The sequence below is a fragment of the Histidinibacterium lentulum genome, from assembly GCF_003789055.1.
Taxonomy (GTDB): domain Bacteria; phylum Pseudomonadota; class Alphaproteobacteria; order Rhodobacterales; family Rhodobacteraceae; genus Oceanicola; species Oceanicola lentulus.
The window spans coordinates 163,956-186,348 of sequence record NZ_ML119088.1 but is presented as its reverse complement, the minus strand read 5'-3'; the positions used below and the strand labels follow the sequence as shown (position 1 = coordinate 186,348).

The window sequence follows — 22,393 nt, the reverse complement described above, 5'->3', positions numbered from 1 at the left end:
TCAGAAGCCCTTGCTCGTGGTGAAGTTGATCCGGCTGGGGCGGGTGGCGGAGGCGCGACGGATGCGCGCCTCCAGGTCTGCGATCGCGGCGGCCATTTCCGCGTCCGTGCTGTATTCGACGCGCTTGTCCCCGATGCCGACGGTTCGCACGCCCTTGGCGCGCGCCCTCAGGAGGGCATCGCGCAGGGTCTCCAGCTCGGAAAGGTCGAGGGCCATTACTCAGCCGGGCCTTCGTTCTTGAACCAGCCGCGGTGCTCCACCCAGCCGCACCCGAAGTCGAGGCGCGCCTTCATCTGCACCCCGTCCACCTCGAAGCCCTGCCGGGTTTCGATCTGCGGGCCGGGGGCGCCTTCGAGGTAGGCGTATTCCAGCCCGTCGATACGGGCGGGGTCGGCGGCGACATACCAGGCGTCGGGGTCGGTCAGGCGCGGCTCCACCACCAGCTCGAGGAAGCTGAAGGGGTTCACGTTCTCGGATGTGGTGGCGGCCAGCTCGGCCAGAACCTGTTCTGCGGTCGTCTCGAGTTCGGGCGAGACCACGACGAAACGGGGCGTGACGCCGATCAGCTCGCCGTCGATGCCAGTCTGGCGCCGCATGGCGAGGCGGGCGCCGGACAGGGAAGTCAGCGACAGGGTGGCGCCGGTGCCGGCGAGGTTGCCGTGATTGGCGTGGAAGACAGCATCGCCGTCCGCCATGGCGGGGTTGGCTTCGAGCTTGGCGGCAATCGCCCCGGCCATGAAGCGCCGCGCCTCGTCACCCAGCTTCGCGGGCACCTGGGAAAAGGCGCTCAGGTCGTCGTTGACGAGGGCCTGCCGCGTGATGCTGAAGATCTTCCCGTAGCTCTTCAGCGCAAAGCTTTCCTCCGACTCCCCGAAGGTGCCGTGCTTGAATTCGCCGCCCTCGGGAACCTCCTCGAAGCCGGTGCCTTCTCCGAATTGCAGCGCCCGCTTAGGCCGGAAGTCCCGGTGCGTCGTCTCGCGGGCGACCCGCATGATTTCGGCGGGGGCCGCGTCATAGGCGCGGCGCAGCTCGCGGCCGACAGCATCGCCCAGGATCAGGGAGAAGTCGGACGTGGTGTGCAGCGCCCGCGTGATGATCGTATCGGAGGCAAGCCCGGTGGTCGGGATGCCGGCGCGGCGGAGGCAGTCCTGGGCGAGGTCGCGCGTGGACATGTGCGCAAAGGGCCGCGCGGGCTCGGACAGCTGGTGTTCCGGGTGGGACCGCGCGTAGAGTGCCTCCCCTGCCCGCTGGGCGATCACCGCCGGGTCGGTGTGATCCACCGTGATCTGCGTCCGCGTGGTGCGGGTGGGGGCGGCGCTGCGCTGCCGCATGGCCTCGAAGGCCGCAGCGCGGGCGGCTTCGACCGTGGCGTCCGCGTCGATCTGCTCGTCCGCCCAGTCGCGCGTCAGGCCGGCGGTCTCGGCCAGCTGGCGGATTTCAACGTTGATCTGGGCGCGGGTCGCGCCGGGGGTGGCGGCGGTCGTTCCCGCCGTCTGCGTTTCGGCTTCCATGCTCGTTTCTCCTGCTCGGAAGTGTGCGCCCGGATCGGCCGGGACAGGGACGACAGACACCTCAAGCGGCGTCCACCGTTTGGCGATGCGGACGCGCTGCCCGCTCTCGGTCTGCTCTTTCCACTCGGCCACCGAGTAGCCGATGGACAGGCCGCGAAGCGTCCCCTCCGCGATGTCGGCCAGCACGGCGCCTGCGGCTTCGTTGCTGCGAAAGCGGATGCGCACCCAGATACCCTCGGGGCGCAGCTCGGCCGCTTCGATCACTCCCAGTTGATCTCGGGTCGAGGCGGTGCGGTGGGCGTCGAGCACGGGGGCGCCGATCATCCGCCCCAGCTCGGCCGCCGCAGGGTCGAGGCGCTCGATATAGCCGGGACGCACCACGTCTGCGCCGGTCGAGACGATGGCTTCCACCGTCCGGGCTTCCATGTTCACTGTCGAGGGCGTCGTCGTCAGCGCCCGAAGATGCACCGTCATGCCGCTTCGCCTCCTGCATCGCGGGCGCGTTCCGCGTCCAGCTCGTCAATGTCCCGGCCACGTCCCGCGACCACCTCTTCCCGGCTCTTCAGTCCGGCCTCGATGGCGGCCACGTCAGCGGCCACCTCTTTCGCGGGGTCTACCCATTGCCAGCCTGGGGCGACGAAGCGGACGGCCATGAAATCGTCACGGGCGGCGCCCGTTGCCTCGATCCGTCCGGCCAGCGCCTCCACCTCGATCCACCGGCGCCAGAGCGGGGCGAGGAATTGCCCCTCGATCAGCGTCTTCTGGAGCATCTCGGCCCGGCGGCGGAATTCGAGAAGCCCGACGCGGGCACTCGAATAGTTCGCCTCGGAGAGGTCGCCGGTCAGCTGCTCATAGGTCAGCCCGGCGCCCGCTGCGATCTCGCGGTCCTGCGCGCGCATGAATTCCACCGCCTGGGCGAGGCCGGAGCCGGGCGTCGAGAAGGTCACGTCCGCGCCTTGCGGTAGGATGCGCATGGCGCCCGGTTCCAGCGCCACGTTGAGCGCGTTCCCCTGGGCCTCGCCTTCGAAGCCGGCGAAGGTGCCGTCCGGGTCGCGGATAAAGCCGGTAAGCAGGCTTGCGGTCTTCAGCTGCATCAGCAGGGCGTCGGAGGCGCCGTCACGGTCGCGCATCTTCAGCAGGACCGGCGCAAGCCACGACAGGCCCCTCACCTGCCCCGGAAACAGCGGATCGAAGACGTGGAGCATGTCGCGGGCGGGCACCCGCACGGCGGCGAGATAGGCGGTGAAAGGCGTGCCCGGGGCCTCGGGAAGGACATGATAGGCGACAACCTCGCCGTCCGCGTCGAATTCGATGCCCGACACGATGCGCGCGCCGTTGCCCAGGTCACGGGTCAAGGTGGGGTCCACCTGTTCCGCCGGGATCAGCTGAAGCCGCATTCGGTCGTCCGGGCCGATCCGCAGGCGGGCGAAAGCCTCGCCGTCTCTGACCACGGCGCGGGCGAGGGTGACGAGGTGCTGCGCGACCACCAGCTCGAAGGCGGCGGAGAGGGTGCGCGCGGTGTCCGCGTCAGGATGCCGGGATCGGGCCTGCCAGCCCTTGCCCACGAGGGCCGATGCCCAGGCTTCCTCGATGCGCGCGCCCTGGGGCGAGTTCAGAACCGCCGCAGTCGCACGGGCCGCAGCTGGGCCACGGGCGACGAGGGTGGAATTCCGGGGGTCGGTGACAGTGGAAGCCCCGGTCCACCGCCGACCGGGGGCTCCGGCCTCGATGCCGGATCGCTTGCCGGTGGGGCGGGCGATCCTCCGGGCGAGGCGCTGGAACGGGGCGAAGGGCCAGCTCATTCTTCGGCCTCAGGCAGTCCGAGGCGGAGCGCCCGCTTGCGCACAAGGCGCGCCGCGCGCGATGCATTGACGATCACGATCCGAACAGCCGCATCCCCGAACGCCTCGGACTCGGCGCGCTCGATGAAAACAGGGAGTTCTGTGAGGCTGCCCGCAAACCAATTGCTGAAGCGGTAGCGAGCATCCGACTGCCCGCTTTCGATCACGGCCACCCCGACCCAAAGGTCCGGCCCTTCCCGCGCTTCCAGCGGGTGCGGCAAGCCATTGCCAACGATCCACGTCAGCGCATTGTCGATTAGACCAGCGGCTTTCGCGGGGGGGACGGCCGGCAGGTCGTCATCCTGCCCAATGACGTCGAGAAGCAAGCGAAGCCGAAAGGCGTCATCGAGACTGTAGGTTGCTCCACGCGAATCCGCATCATCGACGCAGCCACTCATGAGGGGCAGCTGCCCCCGTGTCCGCAGAACCTTGAACCTTGCGAGTTCAATATCGGCACAAAGCAGAAGGTGGGATCGACGCATGACTGGCCCCCTTGGGTATCATCCGACACCCTGCACCGCACGAATGCGGGGTGTCAAGTGAATCCCCTCAGTTAGCCCGAAACCGGATCGGCTTACGGCCGCGCCACGAGAGGCGCGGGGCGCAGCGCCTGTTGAGGTTCACGCAGAACAGCTTGGCGCGACGGGCAGTCAGGGCTGCGCTCATTGCCTTGTGCCTCCCCAGTGCAGAAGACCGTTCGCGGCAATGCGGCCCATTGCGTCGCAGAGCGCGCCGAAGTCGTCAGGCGTCAGCTTGATATTCGCCTCTGTCATCGAGGCAGCCGTCCCGATCCGGGCGAGACGAAGAATCTGGAAAAGGGCGTGGTCGGAATCGCCCCGGATCGCCGTGTCGAAGATCGGATCGGGATAATTGATGCCTTCCATCTGGGGCACCTCAAGGGGTGGAAGCTTGGCCATTGTCGCGATCTCCGGTTGTGGTATGGTCTAAAAGGGAACATAGGGAATGTTCTATTTTGGAACAAGAGCCAATTTCGGAAAGTCAGCTTAGGGCCGCCCGCGCGTTGCTCGGATGGTCGCAGTCCAAGCTGGCGGAAGCTGCCACGGTCTCCTCTATGACCGTGAAGCGGGCTGAGGGTTCGGGCTCGCCGTCGCCGTCTCCTGCGGCACTTTCAGCAATCCGCGCCGCCCTCGAAGCCGCCGGGGTTCAGTTCATCGAGCCGAACGGCGGCGGGCCTGGGGTGCGGTTGCGGGACCGGACATGACGGAAACCCTCAGCGATCACGTCGAGGTCGCGGACCATGGGACAATTGTGATGCTGCACCCGATCAGCGAAGCCGCGGTGCAGTGGTTCGAGGAGCAAGTCGGGCCGCCCGGGCCGGGCGGGGTCTATACCTGTGAACCGCGCATGGCGGGGCCAATTTGCGAGGGATTGGCGCAGGCGGTCCTTAGCTGGAATTGATCCGCGCCGCGCCCCGCCAAGTGGAGCCGCGCGGTCTCGGGGTTTGCCCACTCTCCGAGTAACGGGGGCCGCTTCGTCGGAGAGACGGGCGCGGCCCTGCCCTTTCGTCATCGCTTCATCCAGTCGGAGGCCAGTTTCGGCGCCAGTCGGGTGTCTGGGGCGTGCTTCAGCGACAGCTCGGCCCGGCGGCGTTCCCAGTCGGGGTTCACGATGTTGCGCGCGGCGAAGCCATAGACGGCGCAGTCCAGGGCCTCCGCCCGGCGGCCGGGGATGCGCTCGAAGCTTCGCACGGGCTGCCCGCGCCGGTAGCGCAGCACCACCCGTTCGCTTGCCAGCTGTTCCAGCCATACCGGCGGAAGATCGGCGGAGAGGCGGACGGATGCGCCGCGGGACAGGCGGCCATAGATCAGGGCCTTGCCGGTGTCCGCCCCCACGATCCAGAGGCGCGCCCCGGTCTTCGTCTTCGAGCCCGCGCGCTCGATCAGTGGCCGGTTGCCGGGAGCGCCCTTGATCGCCACCACCTTGCGACGGGCGCGCGGCATCGCAAAAGCCGTGACCGCGTGCATGGTCGTGCCGTCGCCCGCGTCGATGGCCACGGCATCGAGGCCGATCCGCCCGCCCAGGGTGTGCGGGTATGTCTGTTTCAGCAGGGCGTCGAGTTCCGTCCAGGTGCCCTCGTCATCCCAGGCACCCCAGACGATGCGATGCCCCAGAATGAAGGCGGTGCCGTCCTCGCCCCAGCCGATCAGCGTGGCCTCGATCCGGTCGTGTTGCACGTCGCACCCGGCGGTCAGGGCCAGCACCTCTTGCGGCACCGCATTCAGGCCCCAGTCCTCGCCACGAGCGGCAAGCGCGCTTTCGTCCAGTTCCTCGCCGCCGCCCTTCCAGGCTTGTCCGAGAATCGTGTTGACGAAGGTCTGAAGGGTGCTTGTGTCGTCCTTTGCGGCGATGAATTCGGCGGCCAGCTTCGCCCAGCTCGCGTTCGTGTGCAGGCTAACCAGGGCATTCAGCCGGAAGCCCGCGTGCCCCTGCACCTCTGGACGGGTCGCGCGCCACGCACCCCTTGCCACGATGCCGGGCTTGTGGCGCTCTTCGATCTCCGCCCGGCAATGTGGACAGGCCCATCGCGCCGTCTCGGGGCGCCGATCATCCCAGACGATGGCTTCCCAAAGGATCTCCGAGAAGGCGCCGCACTCGGGGCAAGGCACCTCGAAGATGCGCGCGTCGGACTGCGCATAGGCCCGCAAGACGTGGCTCGTGTCCTCGTGGACGGGGGTGCTTCCCAGGACGATCTTCCTGTCCGGGAAAGACAGGGTGCGGCGTTCGGCCAGCAGGATCGGGCTTCCCTCCGCCGTGGCTTCCATGCCGTCCGCCTCGTCGATGAAAAGGACGCGGACGTTGTGCCTTCGCAGGTTCCGGGGCGCGCGGGCCGCCACCACCTTCAGCGATCCTCCAGGGAAGCGCCGGGAAAGCAGCGTGTTTCGCCCCCCCTCTTCGCGGTCGTCGCCCAGGGCATCGGCCACGGCGGGCGAGGCGGAGAAGATCGGCTCCACGTCGCTCACGATGTAGTCACGGCAGTCCGCCTCCGCCGGTAGAAGGCAGAGGATCGGCGCGGGCTCGTTTGCCACGAAGGATGCGACGGCGGAGGTCAACAGCGTGGTGAAGCCGACGCGCACCGGCTTGACCAGGGTAACACGCTCGATGGTGGGGTCTCCGATGGCGTCGGCAATCTCACGCTGGAAGGGCCAGAGGCGGACAGGGCCGGGCTGCGCGCTCACGCCCTCGGGAAGGATCACGCTGGACTCGATCCACTCCGACAGGCGCAGCCTGGGCGGCGGGATCAGCGCGCGCAGCGCCCGGACCCGGACGGCTTCAAGCGTGGTCATCGGCGGCGATCTCCGAGAGGGTGTCCCGCAAGGCCCGGTCAATCGCGGCCACGGTCGCGGCATCGAGGCCGGGAAGATCGGCCCGGAGGCGTGACGGGATCGCCAGCAGCCGGGCGCGCAGCTGGCGCAGAACGTCCGCCCACGTGTTCTCCACCTCGGATGCCTCCACCAGCTCGCCGCGCATCTTGGCATTCTTCAGCGCCTGGGCGTCGGCCTGTTCCTTGGCAAGCCTCGCCTTCTCCGCCGTCAGCTGGGGAACCTGCTCGGGATCGCCCCAGCGCGCGGCGGTGCTGCGAAGGTGGGTGACATAGCGGCGGACGGTCTCTTCGAGGTCATAAGAGTCGCGGCCAAGGTGGACGGCGATCTCGCGCTTCTTCAGGTCGGTCAGCGCCCCGGAGGTCAGGTTGAGAAGGTCGCAGAGGTCTTTCCCGCCGATCCGGTGCACGGCGGTGCCTTCCATGGGCAGTTCGGAAAAAATCCTCATCATCTTTTACCCTTACGTGATTTTTTGCACCGCCCGACACGTCGGGCCTAGCGCCCCCGTATACGGCGCGTCAGGAAGGACCCGCGTCAGCAGCGGCCGGCTACCTCCGCGTCGGCCAAGCTGGGAAGGGAACGAAGGCGGGCGGCGACCTGCTCGCAGCACTCGGCGGCAGTCTCCGCCCCGTGCGTGGTCAGCATCATCGAGACAATCTGGGCATGGGCACCGGCCAGCAGCACATCGAGCGGCATCCCGCTGCGCGATTGAAACCTGAGAAGCATGGCGCCAACGGCTTCGGCGGCGTGCTCGGACAGTTCGGCCTTCGTGGTCATCGCGGCATCCTTTCGGGTGTGGCGTGGGCATGGCGGGCGAGGCTGCGCAGCTCGAAGGCAATCTCGCTCTTCTCCGCGTGGTAGCGTTCCGGATCGTGACGACAGGGCGAGAGAGACGAGACGCGGCGGGCGAGGTCGTCCAGGCGATCACGCAGGCCGCGTGCTGGCGGCTCTCGCCTCGCGCCGTGCTCGTGTGTTCGTGTGTTCGGTCGCATCTCAAATTCCTCTCGCGCGTATCTCTCGGCTCAGTCGTTGCTCTTCTCTGTCCCTGCTCATTGGTGAGGGTCGTTGTGACGGTCAGAAAGCGGGTTACTGTAGCGGGGTTGAAAACCCGCCTCCCGCCCTGACCGCCGCGATCTTGCCTGCTCACCGGAGCCGGGCCGCCGCTTAGGCCAGACCTGCCTTTCCCTCGGCTCGGTCCGCTCCCCCATGTTCGCCGCCTTGAGGGTGGCAGCGGGGCCTTAGGGCGTGGGGAGACCGCTTGCGCGGAATAGCTGCCCTTGTGCTGTGGCCCGTTTCCCGGTAGCACGTTGAGGCGTCGTCCCCGGCTAACCCGTGAAAGCCGAACGCCGCCTAAGCCCGCCGCCTCACCGGCGGGCTTTACTTTTTATCCCTCCACCACCTCGCCGTTCGTCGTCTCATCCCTGCCCAGCTCAGCCACGAGGCGGCGCATCAAAGCCGCCTGCTTTGCGCTCGGGGTCCAGTTCCGCCGCTTGCCTTGGTGGGCGATGGAGCGGACAAACCCCTTGCACCAGTCGTCCGCATCCCCGCCCATCACGCGCCGCACCACGCGCGGCCAGTGAAAGGTAAGCAGCTCGTCAAGCTCATGTTCGTTCATCCCGGCACCTTCAATTCGCTGATGTGTCGAAAAAGGGCGGCTTGGTCGGAAGGGCTCATCGCCTCGTAGGCGGCGAGGGCGTATGCCTTGCGCTCAGCAGGGCTTGCCCTCGATGCCCAGAAGCGGGCGTCCGCCATGCCGCCCAGGAACGGGGGCAAGGGCGCACCAGCGCCGCGAAGCGCCAGACGTGCCACCTCTTCGGAAAGGCGGCGGGGCAATGCGCACATCGCGGCCCAAGCAATCCCTGCCAGCTCGCGCTCGGACAGCCGCACGGCCGCCAGAGTGGCGAAGTCTGCCCATGCGTCGGCCGTCCCCAGCGTCAACGAGTAGCCCAGAACCCGGGACATGCGCTTGTGATCTGGCCGGATATGGCGGGCGAGTGCGGGGCGCGATTTGTGGCCCGAAGATCGGTTATCATGTTCACTGACCGTTCCCGGTCTGTCCTGATAACGATTTCCGTCTTGCGCCCTGTTTTCGGTGGAAAAACAACGGGATTTGCAATCCGCTGCGTAACCACTCCGCCAACTCGCCAGAGCCAATATCGCATAGCCGAGTGCCGCATCCGCCGCAAGGCCGCGGGATCGGGCAATCGTCAGTTGCCCGGTCCGGGCCGCTATGGCATCACCGGACCACCAGTCCTGCAACCAGCCGGAGACGTGACCGTCGTGGCCGATTATGACAAACGCCGGACCGCCATGGTCGACACCCAGGTCCGACCGTCCGATGTCACGAAATTCCCCATCATTCAGGCCATGCTGACCGTACCGAGGGAGCTTTTCGTGCCCGACGACCTGCGCGAGGCGGCCTATGTCGGGGAGAACCTCGACCTCGGCGGCGGGCGCGTGCTGCTCGAGCCGCGGACCTTCGCCAAGATGCTCGACGGGCTCGACGTCGGCCCATCCGACCTCGTGCTCGATGTCGGCTGCGGCTACGGCTATTCCACCGCGGTCCTGTCGCGGCTTGCCGACTTCGTCGTGGGTGTCGAGGACGACGCCGATCGCGCCGCCGAGGCCCAGGGCCTGCTATCCGAGCGCGGAATCGACAACGCCGGCATCGTCGAGGGCCCGCTCGCCGAGGGCTGGCGCGACAGCGCGCCCTACGATGTGATCCTGCTCGAGGGCGGCGCGGAAACCGTCCCCGCCACGCTCACCGACCAGCTGAAGGAGGGCGGACGCATCGCCGCCGTCTTCATGGAAGGCGGGCTCGGAACCGTGCGCATCGGCTACAACATCGACGGCTCGGTGACCTGGCGCTATGCCTTCAACGCCGCGGCTCCGGTGCTCGCCGGGTTCGAACGGCAAGAGACGTTTGCTTTCTGAAATCGTGATGTGGACTGGCTCCGGGAGTGACGCGATGAGAACGATCAGACGGACACTCGCGGCCCTGTTCGCCGGCGCCTGTCTCGCCGCCCCGGCCGGGGCGACGACCCTCGCCGATACGCTCGTCTCGGCTTACGAGAACTCGGGCCTGCTCGAACAGAACCGCGCGCTTCTGCGGGCCGCGGACGAGGATGTCGCCATCGCCACGGCGGCGCTCGCGCCGATCCTGACATGGTCGGCGGGAGCCACGATCTCCGATCCCCGGCCCCCGGATCAGTCCAATCCCCGGCAGACCGATCTGATCGTGACCAACCTGCAGCTCTCTGCGGAGCTTCTGATCTACGATTTCGGCGCCACCGATCTTGCCATCGAGGCGCAGAAGGAAACCGTCCTGTCGACCCGACAGGAGCTGCTGTCGATCGAGCAGGATGTGCTGCTGCGCGCCGTCGAGGCGCATCTTGCGATCCGCCGGGCCTTCGCCTTCATCCAGCTGCGCGAGAACAACGTGCGGCTGATCACCCAGGAACTGCGCGCGGCGCAGGACCGCTTCGAGGTGGGCGAGGTCACGCGCACCGACGTCAGCCTCGCCGAGGCCCGTCTCGCCTCGGCGCGCTCCGCCCTCGCCTCCGCCCAGGGCGATCTCGCCCAAGCCGTCGAGGAATACCGCGCCGCCGTCGGCATGGCCCCCGGCAACCTGGTGGAGGTCGCCCCCGCCCCGCTCGACCTCGGCGTCGAGGCCGCGAAGGACTTCGCGGTCCGCAACCATCCTTCGGTCATCGCCGCGCGCCACAACGTGACCGCGGCCGAACTCGGCATCCGCCGGGCGGAGGCCGCCCTGAAACCCACGGTGAACCTCTCGGGGCGCGTCGCCTTCGACGACGATTTCGAGAGCAGCCAGAGCGTGACGCTCGGCATCTCCGGCCCGATCTCCCAGGGCGGGCGGCTTGCCGCCACCATCCGCCGGGCCATGGCCCAGCGGGACGCCGCGCGGGCGGGTCTCCACATCACCGGCCTCCAGATCGAGCAGCAGGTGGGCAACGCCTATGCCCTGCTCGCCGTGGCCCGCGCGAGCCTCGATGCCTCCGAACGCGAGGTCCGCGCGGCCTCCGTCGCCTTCGACGGGGTCCGCGAGGAAGCCCGGCTCGGCGCGCGCACCACGCTCGAGGTGCTGGATGCGGAACAGGATCTCCTCGACGCCCGCGCCAACCGCATTTCGTCCCAGATCGACGAGGCGCTGGCGAGCTACCGGGTCCTCGCCTCCATGGGGCTGCTCACGGTGGGCTCCCTCAACCTCGGCGTTCAGGTCTACGATCCCGCCGCCTACTACACCCTCGTGGAGGATGCGCCGCTGGGCCTGTCCGACCGGGGACGGGCGCTCGACCGGGTTCTGCGGGCAATCGGAGACTAGCTCCGACCCGCGGCCCCGGTGCCGCAACCCGTCGCGAAATCTGCCGGATTCGCTGTATCTGTTGCCCGCGGACAGAGGTGCGTCTACGCTGACTTTCGAGGCAAAAGCAGGAATCGCATGTCTGATCCGGTGACGAACGTCGAGATCGAGGACGTCCTCGAATCCATCCGCCTGCTGATCGCGGCGGAGGATCCGGTGGCGCCCGTCTCCGCTCGTCGTTCGCAGAATCGGCAGGACCGGCTGGTGCTCACCCCGGCCTTCCGGGTCGACTCCCCGCTCGACAGCGCCGACGCCAGGGACCCCGAGCCGTGCGAGGACGAGTCGGCCCGCCTCGAGCCTGACGCGCCCGATGCCGTTGAGACGCCGGAGGCGGCAACCGAAGAGGCGGCTCAGCCGGAGCCCGAGCCCGAAGCGGCCACACCCGATGCAGGGGAGATCGCGGCGACACACGGCGAAGTCCCGGACACGCCCCATGACGAGACGGCCCCGATCGGCGAAGAGGTGGATCTCGATCGCCTCCTCGAAAAGGCCATGGCCACCACACTTCCCCTCTCCCCGCGCGCCGCCGACGACGCCCACGGCTCGGAGTCCGAGGAAGAAGGACACCCCGACCGGGCGCTCGACTGGGAGGATGTCGAGGAAGACCCGTCGGGCGCCGCCGAATGGCACCCGGACGTCGCGGACGGTGACGACCATGCGGCGGAGGACGAGGTCAGGGACAGCGCCGAATCCGATCCCTCCGACGCGGTGTCGGACGAACCTGCGGAAGCGACAGCCCTGTGGCACTCCTCCCGCTCGGCCGCCGCCGATCCTTCCGAACCCGCGACGGACCCCCAGGATCGCGTCACAGCCCGGCCCTCCGAACCGAGGGACGACGCCGCCCGCCGGTCCAGCCTTGAAGCCACCATCGCCGAACTCGAGGCTGCCGTGACATTCTCCGCCCAGGATTTCGAGGCGGACGAGCCCGACACCGGCATCGCCTCCCACGGCTCGGGGCGGCTTCATCTCGTCGTCACCGGTGATCTCGATCCCGACGAATCCGACCGGCCAGAGGCCCCGCCCGCATCGGAACCCGACCCACCCCGGGACCATCGCGCCGCGGATCCGCAGACCGCGGACCCGCCTCCGCAACCGAACCACGTCCCGCGCTTCCGCGTCTATCCTGGCTCCGCGCCGCCGCGTGACACCGAACCGCAGCCCGCCCCGCAGGACTCGCACATCGCCGCCCGGCCCGATCTCGACGACGACGCCGACCTCGCCGCCTATCTCGAGGATGAAAGCGTGATCGACGAGGAGGCTCTGCGCGACCTCGTCGGCCAGATCGTCCGGGAAGAACTGCAGGGTGTCCTCGGCGAGCGGATCACGCGCAATGTCCGCAAGCTCGTCCGCCGCGAAATCCACCGCATCCTGTCGAGCCAGGATTTCGACTGACGCGCGCCCTGCCGGACCCACGGACCCGCGCGCCCGACACCGACAGGGGCTCTCACGCAACACCCCTTCGACGCGGGACAAGGCCATGTTCGTCTACCGCGCCCTCCTGACCGCCCTCGCCCCGGCGCTGGCCGGGGCCGCGCTCTACCGTGCGGTCACTGGGCGCGAGGATCTCGAGGCGCTCTCCGACCGGCTAACCGGCCCGCCCGCGGCCCCCGGCGCGATCTGGCTCCATGGCGCCTCGAACGGGGAACTGGCCTCGGCGCGCGCGCTGCTTGACCGCCTCATGGAGGCCGACCCCCGCCGCCAGTTCCTCGTGACCGCCAACACGCTCACGGGGCGCGAGGCGGCCCGCGGCTGGTCCGATCCCCGCATCCGCGCGCGCATCGCCCCTTTCGACCTGCGTCTTTCTCTCGTCCGGCCGTTGCGGCACGTCTCCGCGCTGATCCTCGTGGAAAGCGAGCTCTGGCCGAACCGGATCGCCGGTGCAGCGGCGCGCGGCCTGCCGGTGATCCTCGCGGGCGCGCGCCTGTCGGAGCGCAGCCACGCCCGCTGGCAGAGGCGCCTGCCGCTCGCCCGTGCCATGATGGACCGCCTCACCCTCGTCGCGCCGCAGGATGCGCTCAGCGCCGAACGGTTCCACGATCTCGGCCTGGCGCATGACCGCCTGTTGCCGCCGGTCCAGCTGAAGTCCCTCTATCGCCCGCACATCACGCCCCCCGACCCGGTCCTCGCCGCCGCCTTTCCGAAGGACAGCACGCTCCTTGCCGCCTCGACCCACGCGCCCGAAGAGGAGACCGCCCTCGACGCCTTCCTTCTCGCCCGCGCCCGGCGGTCCGATCTCAGGCTCATCATCGCCCCGCGCCATCCCCGCCGCGCCGGGGAGATCCTCGCCCTCGCCGGTGCCCGCGGCCTCCCCGTGGCACGGCGTTCGGCGGGCGATCCGCCCGACCGTCCGGTCTACCTCGCCGACACGATGGGCGAGATGGCGACCTGGTACCGCCTCGCCGGTGCGGCCTTCGTCGGCGGGTCGCTATCCGGTCACGGCGGCCATACGCCCTATGAGCCCGCCGCCCACGGTTGCGCGATCCTTCACGGCCCCGATACCGCCAACTTCGCCGACGCCTATGAGCGCCTCGGCCACGACGGAGCCGCCCGGGTCACCGATGCGGAGAGCCTCGCCCGGGAATGGCTCGCGCATGTGGCGGGATCGCCCCTCCCGGACCGCGCGCGCGCGGTCCTGCATCCCGAGGACGCGGGCGAGGTGCTCGACGCGATCGACAGGGCCCTCAGACCCAGGCGCTGAGCCGTCCCTCCAAGGCCTCAACCCGCTGGCGCACGACATCCCGAACCGTCCCGGGCCGGGGCTGATCCCGCAGCGTCTCGAGCCAATGGGCCTCCGGCAGGATCTCCCGCCGCGGCCCCTGCCAGCGCAGAGCCCGCAGGACCCCCTGCGCCGCCTCCGGCAATCGCTCGGGCAGATCCTGCCCGGTCAGCACGCCCCAGACCCCGCACCACAGCCGGCCCACCGTCCAGGGATTGTAACCGCCGCCGCCCAGCACGATCAGCCGCGGCGCCATCCCCATCACCGCCCGCACGACCGCGAAATGCGCGTTGTTCGACAGCTCGAGCCGTGATTGCGGATCCTCCAGCACCGCATCCGCCGCGCATTGCAGCACGATCGCGTCGGGCCGGTGCGCGGCGATGACCGGCAGGATCAGCCGGTCGCGGATCAGCGCCATCTCGCCGTCGCCCATGCCGCGCGGCACCGGCAGGTTCCAGACCTGCCCCCTGCCCCGGTCCTCCAGCGCGCCGGTCCTCGGCCAGCGGTTCTCCTCGTGCACCGAGACCAGAGCGACCTCCGGCTCGCTCCCGAAGGCCGCCTCCACCCCGTCGCAATGATGCGCGTCGATATCCACGTAGACGACACGCTTCGCTCCGTTCCGCCGCAGCGACAGGATCGCGAACACGGGATCGTTGAGATAGCAGAACCCGTTGGCGCGGGCGGGCATCCCGTGGTGCGTCCCGCCCGCCGGGTTGTAGACGATCCCTCCCGCCGCCACGAGCTCGCCCGCCAGGATCGAGCCCCCTACCGCCGTCGCGGGCCTGCGGTACATCTCCGGGTAGACCGGGTTCGCCGTCGTGCCGAGCGCATAGGTGTCCCGCACCTCCGCCGTCACGCTCTGGGTCCGCTCCGCCTCCAGCAGGGCCGCGACGTAGTCCGGCCGGTGAAAGGCATGGAGCGCCGAAGGCTTCGCCCGCGGCGACTGCACGAACCGCTCCGCCGGCAGCCAGCCGAGAGCGCGGGCGAGATCGGTGACCGTCGACACCCGCGGAATGCGAAGCGGGTGCCACGCCCCGTAGGACGAATGGCGGTAGATCTCGGACCCGATATAGAGCGGCCCCGCCGTCTCAGCGGTCAAGCCGGGTCTCCGAGGGGGCAAGACGCCGCGCATAACGTGGGGGCGCGGCCACCGGACCACAAAGTATTGTCCCGAAAGGGCGAGAAACCAATTGTTACCCCATCCTAGAGCATTACAATGGAGCGACCTATCGCGGACCCGCCGACAGACAAGGAGACCGATGTCCCTGCACAGCAGCCTGTCCCGCCCCCTGAGGCTGCGCGCCGACAAGACGGAGGCGCGGACGCAGTTCGCGGTGCTGCCGTGGCGGGTCGACAAGGGCAAGCTGCGCGTGTGCCTCGTCACATCCCGCGGAACCGGCCGGTGGATCATCCCGAAGGGCTGGCCCATGGACGACATGAGCCCGGCAGAGGCTGCCGCGGTCGAAGCCTGGGAAGAGGCGGGCCTCAAGGGCCGCGTCTCGCCCAGACCCATCGGGATCTACGCGACGCGCAAGCGGTTCGAAGAGACCGAATTCCCGGTCATCGCCATCCTCTACGGCATGCAGGTCGCCGCCAGCGCCTCGAGCTTTCCCGAACGGGCCGAGCGCAAGCGCAAGTGGCTGTCGCCGAAGAAGGCCGCCGCCCGGCTCGACGAACCCGAACTCGCCCACATCGTCCGGCGTTTCGACCCGCGCAGCCTGCCACGCTGAGCCGCGCCCGTTGCATCCCGCGGATCAGCGGCTAACTATGGCGGACCACAGTCGAAACCGCTGGCCCCGATGATCCGATACGCCCTGAAATGCGCCCGAGGCCACCGCTTCGAAAGCTGGTTCCAGTCCGCCTCGGCCTATGACCGGCTCGCGGATGCGGGGCATGTCGCCTGCTCGGTCTGCGGCGGAGGCGAGGTGGCGAAGGACCTGATGAGCCCCAGCGTCTCTCCCGAAGCCAGGACGCCCGCCCGACCCCTCAGCCAGCCGACGAACCCGGCGGAACAGGCGCTGGCGGAACTCCGGCGCAAGATCGAGACGGACAGCACCTACGTCGGCGACCGCTTCGCCGACGAAGCCCGCCGGATGCACGAAGGCGAACTGCCCAGACGCCAGATCCATGGCGAGGCAAGGCTGGGCGAGGCGAAGAAGCTTCTCGAGGACGGCATCCCGGTCCTCCCCCTGCCCTTCCTGTCCCGCCGGTCGACCCAGTGACCCGCGCGCTGGTCACCGGCGCGAGCCGTGGCATCGGCGCGGCGCTTCGTCATGCCCTCGCGGCGCGCGGGATCGAGGTGGCGGGGACTTCCACGTCGGGCGGGGACGGCCTGCTGCCCCTCGACCTGCGCGATCCCGAAGCCGTCCGGACCACCCTGACCGCAACCGACGCGCCCCTCGACCTGCTGGTGTGCAATGCGGGCGTCTTCGTCGACAGGCGTCACGACATCGAGGATTACACCGCAGAGGACTGGGCGGAGACCCTTGCCGTCAACGTGACCGGCACGTTCCTCTGCATCGCCGCCGCCCTCCCCCGGCTCGAGGCGGCAGGTGGCAAGGTGGCGATCCTGTCCTCCCGCATGGGCTCCTCCCGGTCGGGTTCGGGCGGCAGCTACGCCTACCGCGCCTCGAAGGCCGCAAGTGCAAATCTCGCGCACAACCTCGCCATCGACCTCGCTCCCCGCGGGATCGCGGTCGGTGCCTATCACCCGGGCTGGGTCCGTACCGAAATGGGCGGACCCGGCGCCGACATCTCGCCCGAAGAGGCGGCGCGCGGCCTTCTCGACCGCATCGACGCGCTGACCCTTCAGACCACCGGCTGTTTCCAGACCTGGGACGGCCGTGACATCCCCTATTGAGGTGACCATGTTTCCGACGCCCGTCTTCGACACCGAGAACCACCAGAAGGGTCCCGACCTCGGCGACCTGCCCGAGTGGGACCTGACCGATCTCTACACCGCGCCCGACGCGCCCGAGGTGAAACGCGATCTCGACTGGCTTGAGGCGTCCTGCGCCGATTTCGCCCGCGACTACGAGGGCAAGCTCGCCGGGCTCGACGCCGCCGCCATGCTCGAGGCCGTGCTGCGCTACGAGAAGATCGACGTGGTGGCCGGCCGCCTGATGTCCTACGCGGGCCTGCGCTACTACCAGCAGACGACCGATGCGCACCGGGCGAAGTTCCTCTCCGACTGCCAGGACCGCATCACCACCTTCACGACGCCGCTCGTGTTCTGGTCGCTCGAATTCAACCGCCTCTCGGACGAGCATGTGGAGGCGCTCTGGTCCGCGAACGCGGATCTTGCCCGATACCGGCCGGTCTTCGACCGGATGCGCGCCATACGCCCCTACCAGCTGTCCGACGAACTGGAGAAGTTCCTCCACGACCAGTCCACCGTCGGCGCCTCCGCCTGGAACAAGCTCTTCGACGAGACCATCGCCGGGCTCACCTTCCCCGTGGACGGCGAGGATCTCGGCATCGAGGCCACGCTCAACCTCCTGCAGGATACCGACCGCAGCCGCCGCGAGGCAGGCTTCCACGCCCTCTCAAGCGTCTTCAAGGACAACCTGCGCACCTTCGCCCGCGTCCACAACACGCTCGCCAAGGAAAAGGAGATCGAGGACCGCTGGCGCGGAATGCCCACGCCCCAGACCGGCCGCCACCTCGCCAACCACGTCGAGCCCGAAGTGGTCGAGGCGCTGCGCAACGCCGTGGTGGCCGCCTACCCCCGCCTCTCCCACCGCTATTACGCGCTCAAGGCCCGCTGGCTCGGCCTCGACCGACTCCAGGTCTGGGACCGCAACGCGCCCCTGCCCATGGACAGCGACCGCACAATCGCCTGGCCCGAGGCACGCGACACGGTGATGACCGCCTATTCGGCCTTCGACCCCCGCATGGCCGACCTCGCCGAGCCCTTCTTCTCGAAAGGCTGGATCGACGCCGCGGTGAAGCCGGGCAAGGCCCCCGGCGCCTTTGCCCATCCCACGGTGACCGAGGCGCATCCTTACGTCCTGCTGAACTACCTCGGCAAACCGCGCGACGTGATGACCCTCGCCCATGAACTTGGCCACGGCGTCCACCAGGTCCTCGCCGCCGGCCAGGGAGAGCTTCTCGCCTCGACCCCCCTGACGCTCGCGGAAACTGCCTCGGTCTTCGGCGAGATGCTGACCTTCCAGAAACTGCTGTCGGAGGCCCCCTCGGCCACGGAACGCAAGGTTCTCCTCGCCGGCAAGGTGGAGGACATGATCAACACCGTGGTCCGGCAGATCGCCTTCTACGATTTCGAGTGCAAGCTCCACGACGCCCGCCGCGCCGGCGAACTGACACCCGACGACATAGACGCCCTCTGGATGTCCGTTCAGGCCGAAAGCCTCGGCCCCGTCTTCGACTTCGCGCCGGGCTACGAGAGCTTCTGGTCCTATATCCCGCACTTCGTCCACTCGCCCTTCTACGTCTATGCCTATGCCTTCGGCGACGGGCTGGTGAACGCGCTCTACGCGGTCTACCGCGATGCGCCCGAGGGTTTCCACGACAAGTATTTCGCCATGCTGCGCGCCGGCGGGTCCATGCACCACAAGGAGCTTCTCGCCCCCTTCGGCCTTGATGCCGCCGATCCGGCGTTCTGGGACAAGGGCCTCGGCATGATCGAGGGCTTCATCGACGAGCTGGAGCGGATGGAGGACTGAGCCTCAGTCGAGCTCCGTCCAGGGCCAGGGCTTCACGTCGCTCGCCGCCGTCTGGTAGCGGGCGGCCTTGGCCATCCAGATCCCCAGATCCGTGCCCAGCTCGGCAAGCCGCTCGTTCGGCTCGCCGCGGTTGATCAGCATGATCACGAACTGGATGACAGCCATGATCGTCAGCGCGGTGCCGGCAAAGGACAGCATGATCCCGATCAGGATCATGTGGACGAGCCGCATCAGCAGCCCCTCACGCCCCTCCGGCTCGACCTGCTCGCCGGTGATCCGGCCCATGGTCTTCTGATCGTCGTCCCTGTCCATCGGTGGCAATTTACCCTTCGGCAGCGGCAAAGACCATGTCGATCATCGTCTGGGTGCCGCGGCTGAACTCCAGCGGGCAGGGATAGGCCGCCCCGTCGCGCACGGAATGGCCGCATGCCTCCACCTGCAGCACATACTGGTTCACGCCGGGCCATCTCTCGACCTCGACCCGCCCGGCCCCGCGCTCAAGCCGCAGCTCCGCCTGGTCGAAGACGCCCGCGTTGAACGGACAGGTGAGCGTCAGCACGCCGTCCTCCCCGTGAAACGCGATGTATTGCCGAGGAAAGGCCCGCATCGACACCGTTCCCGAGTAAATGAAGCCCGGGAACCGCGCTGCGATCCGCGCTGTCACGTCGACCCCGTTCTCGCGCACGATATCGGCATGGTCCACCGCGTCGGGCTCCGCGCCGGTGACGAACCGCGCCGAGCCCAGCGCATAGACGCCGATATCGCCCATGGCGCCGCCGCCCGTTTCGGGCCGGTTGCGGATGTTCTCGCCGTCGCGGTTCATGAAGGAAAACACGCAGTCGACCTGCACCAGCGGCCCGATCGCCCCGCCCTGCACCAGCTCGCGCGCGCGCCGGAACTGCGGGTGGTGCACGATCATGAAGGCCTCGGCCGCCAGAAGGCCCGTCCGGTCCCGCGCCGCGATCACCGGATCGAAGTCCGTGGCCTTCAGGCCCATCGGCTTCTCGACGAGGACATGCTTGCCCGCCTCCAGCGCCTTCAGCGCCCATTCGCAATGCAGATGGTTCGGCAGCGGCACATAGACCGCGTCGATCTCCGGATCCGCAAGAAGCGCCTCGTAGCTGCCATGAACCTTCAGGCCCGGTGCGAACTCCCGGAACGGCGCCGCCTTGTCCTCCGACGAGGTGGCGAGCGCGGACAACTCGGCACCGCGCGCCGCGTGGATCGCCGGCGCCATGTGGTTCCGCGCGAAATTCGCGGCGCCGAGGACGCCCCAACGGATCGGATCGGTCATGTCTCTGGTCCTCCCGCGCGGCACCAGACCGGACCCATGCCGGGATGGCAAGGCCTCTCCATGTCGGTTGCGATCCATTGATCCCGCCGGGGATGCCCGTCCGTCACGCCATCGGCACCGACGGCTGCGCCCCGGCGGCATGATGTCGCCGCCGGAGGCCCGAAGTCACCGACCTCGACCGCGTCAGGCGGGGGTCAGCATGCCCTTCTCGCGCGCCAGTTCCTGCATCCGCTTCTGCAGCTTCTCGAAGGCCCGCACCTCGATCTGGCGGATCCGCTCGCGGCTCACGTCGTACTGGGCCGACAGCTCCTCCAGTGTCACCACCTCGTCCTTGAGGCGGCGCTGGACGAGGATATCCCGCTCGCGGTCGTTCAGCACATCCATCGCCGCCGCCAGCAACTCTCGCCGGGATTCGAGCTCGTCGCGCTCCTCGTAGGCGGTGGCCTGGTCCGCGTCCTCGTCCTCGAGCCAGTCCTGCCACTGGGCGGTCCCGTCGTCCTCGCGGCCCACCTGGGCGTTGAGCGAGGCGTCGCCGCCGGACAGGCGCCGGTTCATCGACACGACCTCCTGCTCCGTCACGCCGAGGTCATGGGCGATCCGCGCGACGTTCTCGGGCCGCAGGTCGCCCTCTTCCAGCGCGCCGATCCGGGCCTTGGCCTTGCGCAGGTTGAAGAACAGTTTCTTCTGCGCCGAGGTGGTCCCCAGCTTCACCAGGCTCCAGGACCGCAGGATGTATTCCTGGATCGAGGCGCGGATCCACCACATGGCGTAGGTCGCGAGGCGGAAACCCTTTTCCGGGTCGAACCGCTTCACCGCCTGCATCAGGCCCACGTTCGCCTCGGAGATGACCTCCGCCTGCGGCAGGCCGTAGCCGCGATAGCCCATGGCGATCTTCGCGGCGAGCCGCAGGTGGCTGGTCACCAGCTTGTGGGCGGCCTCGGTATCCTCGGCCTCCACCCAGCGTTTCGCCAGCATGTATTCCTCTTCGGGCTCCAGCATCGGGAACCGTCGGATTTCCTGCAGGTACCGGTTCAGGCCCTGCTCCGGCGAGGGCGCCGGAAGATTTGCGTAAGTCGACATGTCTGCCCCTCCCAATGTATATGGGCTTAACATGGATATGGTGGCGGTAACAGCGGCGGTCAACCCTGCGTAACGGCCATCTCCTAAGAAAAGATGACCTCAACAAGGCAATAGTTCCAACCCGATTGCCGTGCGTTCTCGCACATGTGAGGGGCGTTTCAACTCCGTCTGCGCGTATCACGCCGGTCGCAGGGCCTCGACAAGCGCCCGGAGATCGGGCGGCAGGTCAGCGGAGAAGCGCAGGAACTTGCCCGAGGCGGGGTGCCGGAACCCCAGCGTGGCCGCATGGAGGGCCTGGCGGGGAAAGCCTTCCGCCGCCGCGCGGCCCTCCGCCGGCACGGACCGGGCGGACAGGCGTCGGCGGCCGCCGTAGACGGGATCGCCGATCAGGCCGTGGCCGACATGGGCCATGTGGACGCGGATCTGGTGCGTGCGCCCGGTCTCCAGCCGGCATTCGACGAGCGCGGCGGCGGCGGGGTGGCCGAAGGTCTCGATCACGCGGACCCGCGTCACGGCATGGCGGCCGCCGGACCAGGTCACCGCCTGGCGCTGGCGGTCGGTGCGGTGGCGGGCGAGCGGCGCGTCGATCTTCAGCACGCCGCCCGCCTCGAAGCTCGTGCCGCGGATGCCGGCGAGACGCGGATCGGCGGCGTCCGGCACGCCGAAGCAGACCGCGCGGTAGAGCCTCTCCACCTCGCGGGCCTCGAACTGGACCTGCAGCGCGTGGTGGGCGCGGTCGGTCTTGGCGGCGACCATCAGCCCCGACGTGTCCTTGTCGAGCCGGTGCACGATCCCGGGCCGCCGCTCTCCGCCGACGCCGGACAGGCTCGTGCCGCAGTGATGGATCAGGGCGTTCACCAGCGTCCCGTCGGGGGTGCCGGGCGCGGGGTGGACGACGAGGCCGGGGGGTTTCATCACCACGATGATCTCGTCGTCCTCGTAGCGGATGTCGAGCGGGATCGCCTCGGCGCCCATGTGGCTGTCCTGCTCGAGATCGAGGGCGATCTCGACGGCGTCGCCGACGCCCACGCGGGCCTTGGGAGAGGTCACCACCACGCCGTTCACGCGCACCGCGCCCTCGGGGATGATCCGGGCGAGGCGCGAGCGGCTGAGGGCGGCCTCCTCTGGCACATCGCGGGCCAGCGCCTTATCAAGGCGCGGCGGGGGATCGGGGGCGATCCGGAAGGTGACGACGGAGGGCGGCATTGGCGGCGGGGAACTCTCCGGACGAAGATCGCGAGGCAGAGGGCGATCCCAGGCTGCCGCCGCACCTGCGCCTCCTGATGAGGCTCGTCACGGTGCTGACGGTCGTGATGATCGCGGGCTTCACGATCCTGATCGCCGCCCTCGTCCTGCGACTTAGCGCGGACCCGCTGCCCTTGCCAGAGCGGATTTCGCTGCCCGAGGGGGTGGAGGCGCGGGCCTTCACGCAAGGAGCGGACTGGATCGCCGTGGTGGGGTCGGACGACCGGATCTTCGTCTTCTCGCGCGCCTCGGGGGCGCTGATCCAGACCGTCGAGATCGACGCAGAGTAACGTTTCACG

At 68.9% G+C, this 22,393-nt stretch carries 25 protein-coding genes; 10 read left to right on the top strand and 15 right to left on the bottom strand.

Translation table 11 applies throughout. The features are described 5' to 3' along the window. The 5 genes from EAT49_RS15830 to EAT49_RS15810 form a co-directional block, all read right to left on the bottom strand. The gene (locus EAT49_RS15830; protein ID WP_123643263.1) at positions 1 to 216 is read right to left on the bottom strand and encodes a phage head-tail joining protein; all 216 of its coding nucleotides are present in this window, start codon (positions 214 to 216) and stop codon (positions 1 to 3) included. Next, positions 216 to 1,985, bottom strand: coding sequence for a prohead protease/major capsid protein fusion protein (locus EAT49_RS15825; RefSeq protein ID WP_123643262.1), 1,770 nt, complete (start codon positions 1,983 to 1,985; stop codon positions 216 to 218). The genes EAT49_RS15830 and EAT49_RS15825 overlap by 1 nt, the downstream gene beginning before the upstream one ends. Continuing rightward, on the bottom strand, positions 1,982 to 3,313 hold the full coding sequence (locus EAT49_RS15820; protein WP_123643261.1) for a phage portal protein: 1,332 nt from the start codon (positions 3,311 to 3,313) through the stop codon (positions 1,982 to 1,984). The genes EAT49_RS15825 and EAT49_RS15820 overlap by 4 nt, the downstream gene beginning before the upstream one ends. Further along, complete coding sequence (locus EAT49_RS15815; RefSeq protein WP_123643260.1) at positions 3,310 to 3,834, bottom strand: hypothetical protein; 525 nt, start codon at positions 3,832 to 3,834, stop codon at positions 3,310 to 3,312. The genes EAT49_RS15820 and EAT49_RS15815 overlap by 4 nt, the downstream gene beginning before the upstream one ends. Before the next feature lie 180 nt (positions 3,835 to 4,014). Further along, complete coding sequence (locus EAT49_RS15810; protein ID WP_123643259.1) at positions 4,015 to 4,269, bottom strand: hypothetical protein; 255 nt, start codon at positions 4,267 to 4,269, stop codon at positions 4,015 to 4,017. 301 nt (positions 4,270 to 4,570) lie between these two features. Between EAT49_RS15810 and EAT49_RS15800 the strand changes: the two genes are divergently transcribed. Beyond that, positions 4,571 to 4,771 (top strand): hypothetical protein, encoded by a 201-nt coding sequence (locus EAT49_RS15800; RefSeq protein ID WP_123643258.1) that lies wholly within the window; start codon positions 4,571 to 4,573, stop codon positions 4,769 to 4,771. A 107-nt stretch (positions 4,772 to 4,878) separates the two neighbouring features. Here EAT49_RS15800 and EAT49_RS15795 read toward each other — a convergent pair whose 3' ends face one another. The 5 genes from EAT49_RS15795 to EAT49_RS15770 form a co-directional block, all read right to left on the bottom strand. Further along, positions 4,879 to 6,657, bottom strand: coding sequence for a phage terminase large subunit family protein (locus EAT49_RS15795; RefSeq protein ID WP_123643257.1), 1,779 nt, complete (start codon positions 6,655 to 6,657; stop codon positions 4,879 to 4,881). After that, a complete protein-coding gene (locus tag EAT49_RS15790) occupies positions 6,644 to 7,141 on the bottom strand; it encodes a terminase small subunit (protein ID WP_123643256.1) in 498 nt (165 codons plus the stop codon). The genes EAT49_RS15795 and EAT49_RS15790 overlap by 14 nt, the downstream gene beginning before the upstream one ends. Positions 7,142 to 7,227: 86 nt before the next feature. Continuing rightward, a complete protein-coding gene (locus EAT49_RS15785) occupies positions 7,228 to 7,470 on the bottom strand; it encodes a hypothetical protein (protein ID WP_123643255.1) in 243 nt (80 codons plus the stop codon). A 607-nt stretch (positions 7,471 to 8,077) separates the two neighbouring features. Further along, positions 8,078 to 8,308, bottom strand: coding sequence for a hypothetical protein (locus EAT49_RS15775; protein ID WP_123643253.1), 231 nt, complete (start codon positions 8,306 to 8,308; stop codon positions 8,078 to 8,080). Further along, on the bottom strand, positions 8,305 to 8,655 hold the full coding sequence (locus EAT49_RS15770) for a hypothetical protein (RefSeq protein ID WP_123643252.1): 351 nt from the start codon (positions 8,653 to 8,655) through the stop codon (positions 8,305 to 8,307). Before EAT49_RS15770 ends, EAT49_RS15775 begins: the two co-directional genes overlap by 4 nt. 318 nt (positions 8,656 to 8,973) lie before the next feature. Between EAT49_RS15770 and EAT49_RS15765 the strand changes: the two genes are divergently transcribed. The 4 genes from EAT49_RS15765 (at position 8,974) to EAT49_RS15750 (ending at position 13,772) form a co-directional block, all read left to right on the top strand. Beyond that, positions 8,974 to 9,627, top strand: coding sequence for a protein-L-isoaspartate O-methyltransferase family protein (locus EAT49_RS15765; RefSeq protein WP_123643251.1), 654 nt, complete (start codon positions 8,974 to 8,976; stop codon positions 9,625 to 9,627). Positions 9,628 to 9,661: 34 nt separating this feature from the next. Continuing rightward, positions 9,662 to 11,035, top strand: coding sequence for a TolC family outer membrane protein (locus EAT49_RS15760; protein ID WP_123643250.1), 1,374 nt, complete (start codon positions 9,662 to 9,664; stop codon positions 11,033 to 11,035). A gap of 117 nt (positions 11,036 to 11,152) precedes the next feature. Then, on the top strand, positions 11,153 to 12,466 hold the full coding sequence (locus tag EAT49_RS15755; RefSeq protein ID WP_123643249.1) for a hypothetical protein: 1,314 nt from the start codon (positions 11,153 to 11,155) through the stop codon (positions 12,464 to 12,466). 85 nt (positions 12,467 to 12,551) lie between these two features. Further along, positions 12,552 to 13,772 (top strand): 3-deoxy-D-manno-octulosonic acid transferase, encoded by a 1,221-nt coding sequence (locus EAT49_RS15750; RefSeq protein ID WP_185020782.1) that lies wholly within the window; start codon positions 12,552 to 12,554, stop codon positions 13,770 to 13,772. On the opposite strand, the gene EAT49_RS15745 is transcribed toward EAT49_RS15750, so the two are convergent. Beyond that, entirely contained in the window at positions 13,756 to 14,922 is a 1,167-nt protein-coding gene (locus EAT49_RS15745; protein ID WP_123643247.1) for an acetoin utilization protein AcuC, read from the bottom strand. The two genes, EAT49_RS15750 and EAT49_RS15745, sit on opposite strands and share 17 nt — an antisense overlap. 127 nt (positions 14,923 to 15,049) lie before the next feature. Here EAT49_RS15745 and EAT49_RS15740 point away from each other — a divergent pair, with 127 nt between their 5' ends. The 4 genes from EAT49_RS15740 to EAT49_RS15725 all read left to right on the top strand — a co-directional run bounded on the left by EAT49_RS15740 (position 15,050) and on the right by EAT49_RS15725 (position 18,475). Continuing rightward, positions 15,050 to 15,520, top strand: coding sequence for an NUDIX hydrolase (locus tag EAT49_RS15740; RefSeq protein WP_123643246.1), 471 nt, complete (start codon positions 15,050 to 15,052; stop codon positions 15,518 to 15,520). Positions 15,521 to 15,589: 69 nt separating this feature from the next. Further along, on the top strand, positions 15,590 to 16,012 hold the full coding sequence (locus EAT49_RS15735) for a DUF1178 family protein (RefSeq protein ID WP_123643245.1): 423 nt from the start codon (positions 15,590 to 15,592) through the stop codon (positions 16,010 to 16,012). Continuing rightward, complete coding sequence (locus EAT49_RS15730) at positions 16,009 to 16,650, top strand: SDR family NAD(P)-dependent oxidoreductase (RefSeq protein ID WP_185020781.1); 642 nt, start codon at positions 16,009 to 16,011, stop codon at positions 16,648 to 16,650. The genes EAT49_RS15735 and EAT49_RS15730 overlap by 4 nt, the downstream gene beginning before the upstream one ends. Before the next feature lie 7 nt (positions 16,651 to 16,657). Further along, entirely contained in the window at positions 16,658 to 18,475 is a 1,818-nt protein-coding gene (locus tag EAT49_RS15725; RefSeq protein ID WP_123643244.1) for a M3 family oligoendopeptidase, read from the top strand. Positions 18,476 to 18,478: 3 nt separating this feature from the next. Here the strand turns inward: EAT49_RS15725 and EAT49_RS15720 are convergent, their stop codons facing one another. From EAT49_RS15720 to EAT49_RS15705, 4 genes are all read right to left on the bottom strand, one after another. Beyond that, positions 18,479 to 18,787, bottom strand: a complete 309-nt coding sequence (locus EAT49_RS15720) for a DUF4389 domain-containing protein (RefSeq protein ID WP_123643243.1) — start codon at positions 18,785 to 18,787, stop codon at positions 18,479 to 18,481. A 10-nt stretch (positions 18,788 to 18,797) separates the two neighbouring features. Further along, positions 18,798 to 19,769, bottom strand: coding sequence for a Gfo/Idh/MocA family protein (locus EAT49_RS15715; RefSeq protein WP_123643242.1), 972 nt, complete (start codon positions 19,767 to 19,769; stop codon positions 18,798 to 18,800). 183 nt (positions 19,770 to 19,952) lie between these two features. Next, positions 19,953 to 20,849 carry an RNA polymerase sigma factor RpoH gene (rpoH, locus tag EAT49_RS15710; protein ID WP_123643241.1) on the bottom strand — a complete coding sequence of 299 codons (897 nt, stop codon included), beginning with the start codon at positions 20,847 to 20,849 and terminating at the stop codon, positions 19,953 to 19,955. Between the two features lie 177 nt (positions 20,850 to 21,026). Beyond that, positions 21,027 to 22,055 (bottom strand): RluA family pseudouridine synthase, encoded by a 1,029-nt coding sequence (locus EAT49_RS15705; protein WP_123643240.1) that lies wholly within the window; start codon positions 22,053 to 22,055, stop codon positions 21,027 to 21,029. Between EAT49_RS15705 and EAT49_RS15700 the strand changes: the two genes are divergently transcribed. After that, entirely contained in the window at positions 22,055 to 22,384 is a 330-nt protein-coding gene (locus EAT49_RS15700; RefSeq protein ID WP_246003880.1) for a DUF6476 family protein, read from the top strand. The genes EAT49_RS15705 and EAT49_RS15700 overlap by 1 nt on opposite strands. The last annotated feature ends 9 nt before the right edge of the window (positions 22,385 to 22,393 follow it).

What these genes read in the sequence shown, in the direction of transcription:
- EAT49_RS15830 (WP_123643263.1), bottom strand. Translation starts at nt 216, where the DNA reads ATGGCCCTCGACCTTTCCGAGCTGGAGACCCTGCGCGATGCCCTCCTG.
- EAT49_RS15825 (WP_123643262.1), bottom strand. Translation starts at nt 1,985, where the DNA reads ATGACGGTGCATCTTCGGGCGCTGACGACGACGCCCTCGACAGTGAAC.
- EAT49_RS15820 (WP_123643261.1), bottom strand. Translation starts at nt 3,313, where the DNA reads ATGAGCTGGCCCTTCGCCCCGTTCCAGCGCCTCGCCCGGAGGATCGCC.
- EAT49_RS15815 (WP_123643260.1), bottom strand. Translation starts at nt 3,834, where the DNA reads ATGCGTCGATCCCACCTTCTGCTTTGTGCCGATATTGAACTCGCAAGG.
- EAT49_RS15810 (WP_123643259.1), bottom strand. Translation starts at nt 4,269, where the DNA reads ATGGCCAAGCTTCCACCCCTTGAGGTGCCCCAGATGGAAGGCATCAAT.
- EAT49_RS15800 (WP_123643258.1), top strand. Translation starts at nt 4,571, where the DNA reads ATGACGGAAACCCTCAGCGATCACGTCGAGGTCGCGGACCATGGGACA.
- EAT49_RS15795 (WP_123643257.1), bottom strand. Translation starts at nt 6,657, where the DNA reads ATGACCACGCTTGAAGCCGTCCGGGTCCGGGCGCTGCGCGCGCTGATC.
- EAT49_RS15790 (WP_123643256.1), bottom strand. Translation starts at nt 7,141, where the DNA reads ATGAGGATTTTTTCCGAACTGCCCATGGAAGGCACCGCCGTGCACCGG.
- EAT49_RS15785 (WP_123643255.1), bottom strand. Translation starts at nt 7,470, where the DNA reads ATGACCACGAAGGCCGAACTGTCCGAGCACGCCGCCGAAGCCGTTGGC.
- EAT49_RS15775 (WP_123643253.1), bottom strand. Translation starts at nt 8,308, where the DNA reads ATGAACGAACATGAGCTTGACGAGCTGCTTACCTTTCACTGGCCGCGC.
- EAT49_RS15770 (WP_123643252.1), bottom strand. Translation starts at nt 8,655, where the DNA reads ATGTCCCGGGTTCTGGGCTACTCGTTGACGCTGGGGACGGCCGACGCA.
- EAT49_RS15760 (WP_123643250.1), top strand. Translation starts at nt 9,662, where the DNA reads ATGAGAACGATCAGACGGACACTCGCGGCCCTGTTCGCCGGCGCCTGT.
- EAT49_RS15755 (WP_123643249.1), top strand. Translation starts at nt 11,153, where the DNA reads ATGTCTGATCCGGTGACGAACGTCGAGATCGAGGACGTCCTCGAATCC.
- EAT49_RS15750 (WP_185020782.1), top strand. Translation starts at nt 12,552, where the DNA reads ATGTTCGTCTACCGCGCCCTCCTGACCGCCCTCGCCCCGGCGCTGGCC.
- EAT49_RS15745 (WP_123643247.1), bottom strand. Translation starts at nt 14,922, where the DNA reads ATGCGCGGCGTCTTGCCCCCTCGGAGACCCGGCTTGACCGCTGAGACG.
- EAT49_RS15740 (WP_123643246.1), top strand. Translation starts at nt 15,050, where the DNA reads ATGTCCCTGCACAGCAGCCTGTCCCGCCCCCTGAGGCTGCGCGCCGAC.
- EAT49_RS15735 (WP_123643245.1), top strand. Translation starts at nt 15,590, where the DNA reads ATGATCCGATACGCCCTGAAATGCGCCCGAGGCCACCGCTTCGAAAGC.
- EAT49_RS15725 (WP_123643244.1), top strand. Translation starts at nt 16,658, where the DNA reads ATGTTTCCGACGCCCGTCTTCGACACCGAGAACCACCAGAAGGGTCCC.
- EAT49_RS15720 (WP_123643243.1), bottom strand. Translation starts at nt 18,787, where the DNA reads ATGGACAGGGACGACGATCAGAAGACCATGGGCCGGATCACCGGCGAG.
- EAT49_RS15715 (WP_123643242.1), bottom strand. Translation starts at nt 19,769, where the DNA reads ATGACCGATCCGATCCGTTGGGGCGTCCTCGGCGCCGCGAATTTCGCG.
- rpoH (WP_123643241.1), bottom strand. Translation starts at nt 20,849, where the DNA reads ATGTCGACTTACGCAAATCTTCCGGCGCCCTCGCCGGAGCAGGGCCTG.
- EAT49_RS15705 (WP_123643240.1), bottom strand. Translation starts at nt 22,055, where the DNA reads ATGCCGCCCTCCGTCGTCACCTTCCGGATCGCCCCCGATCCCCCGCCG.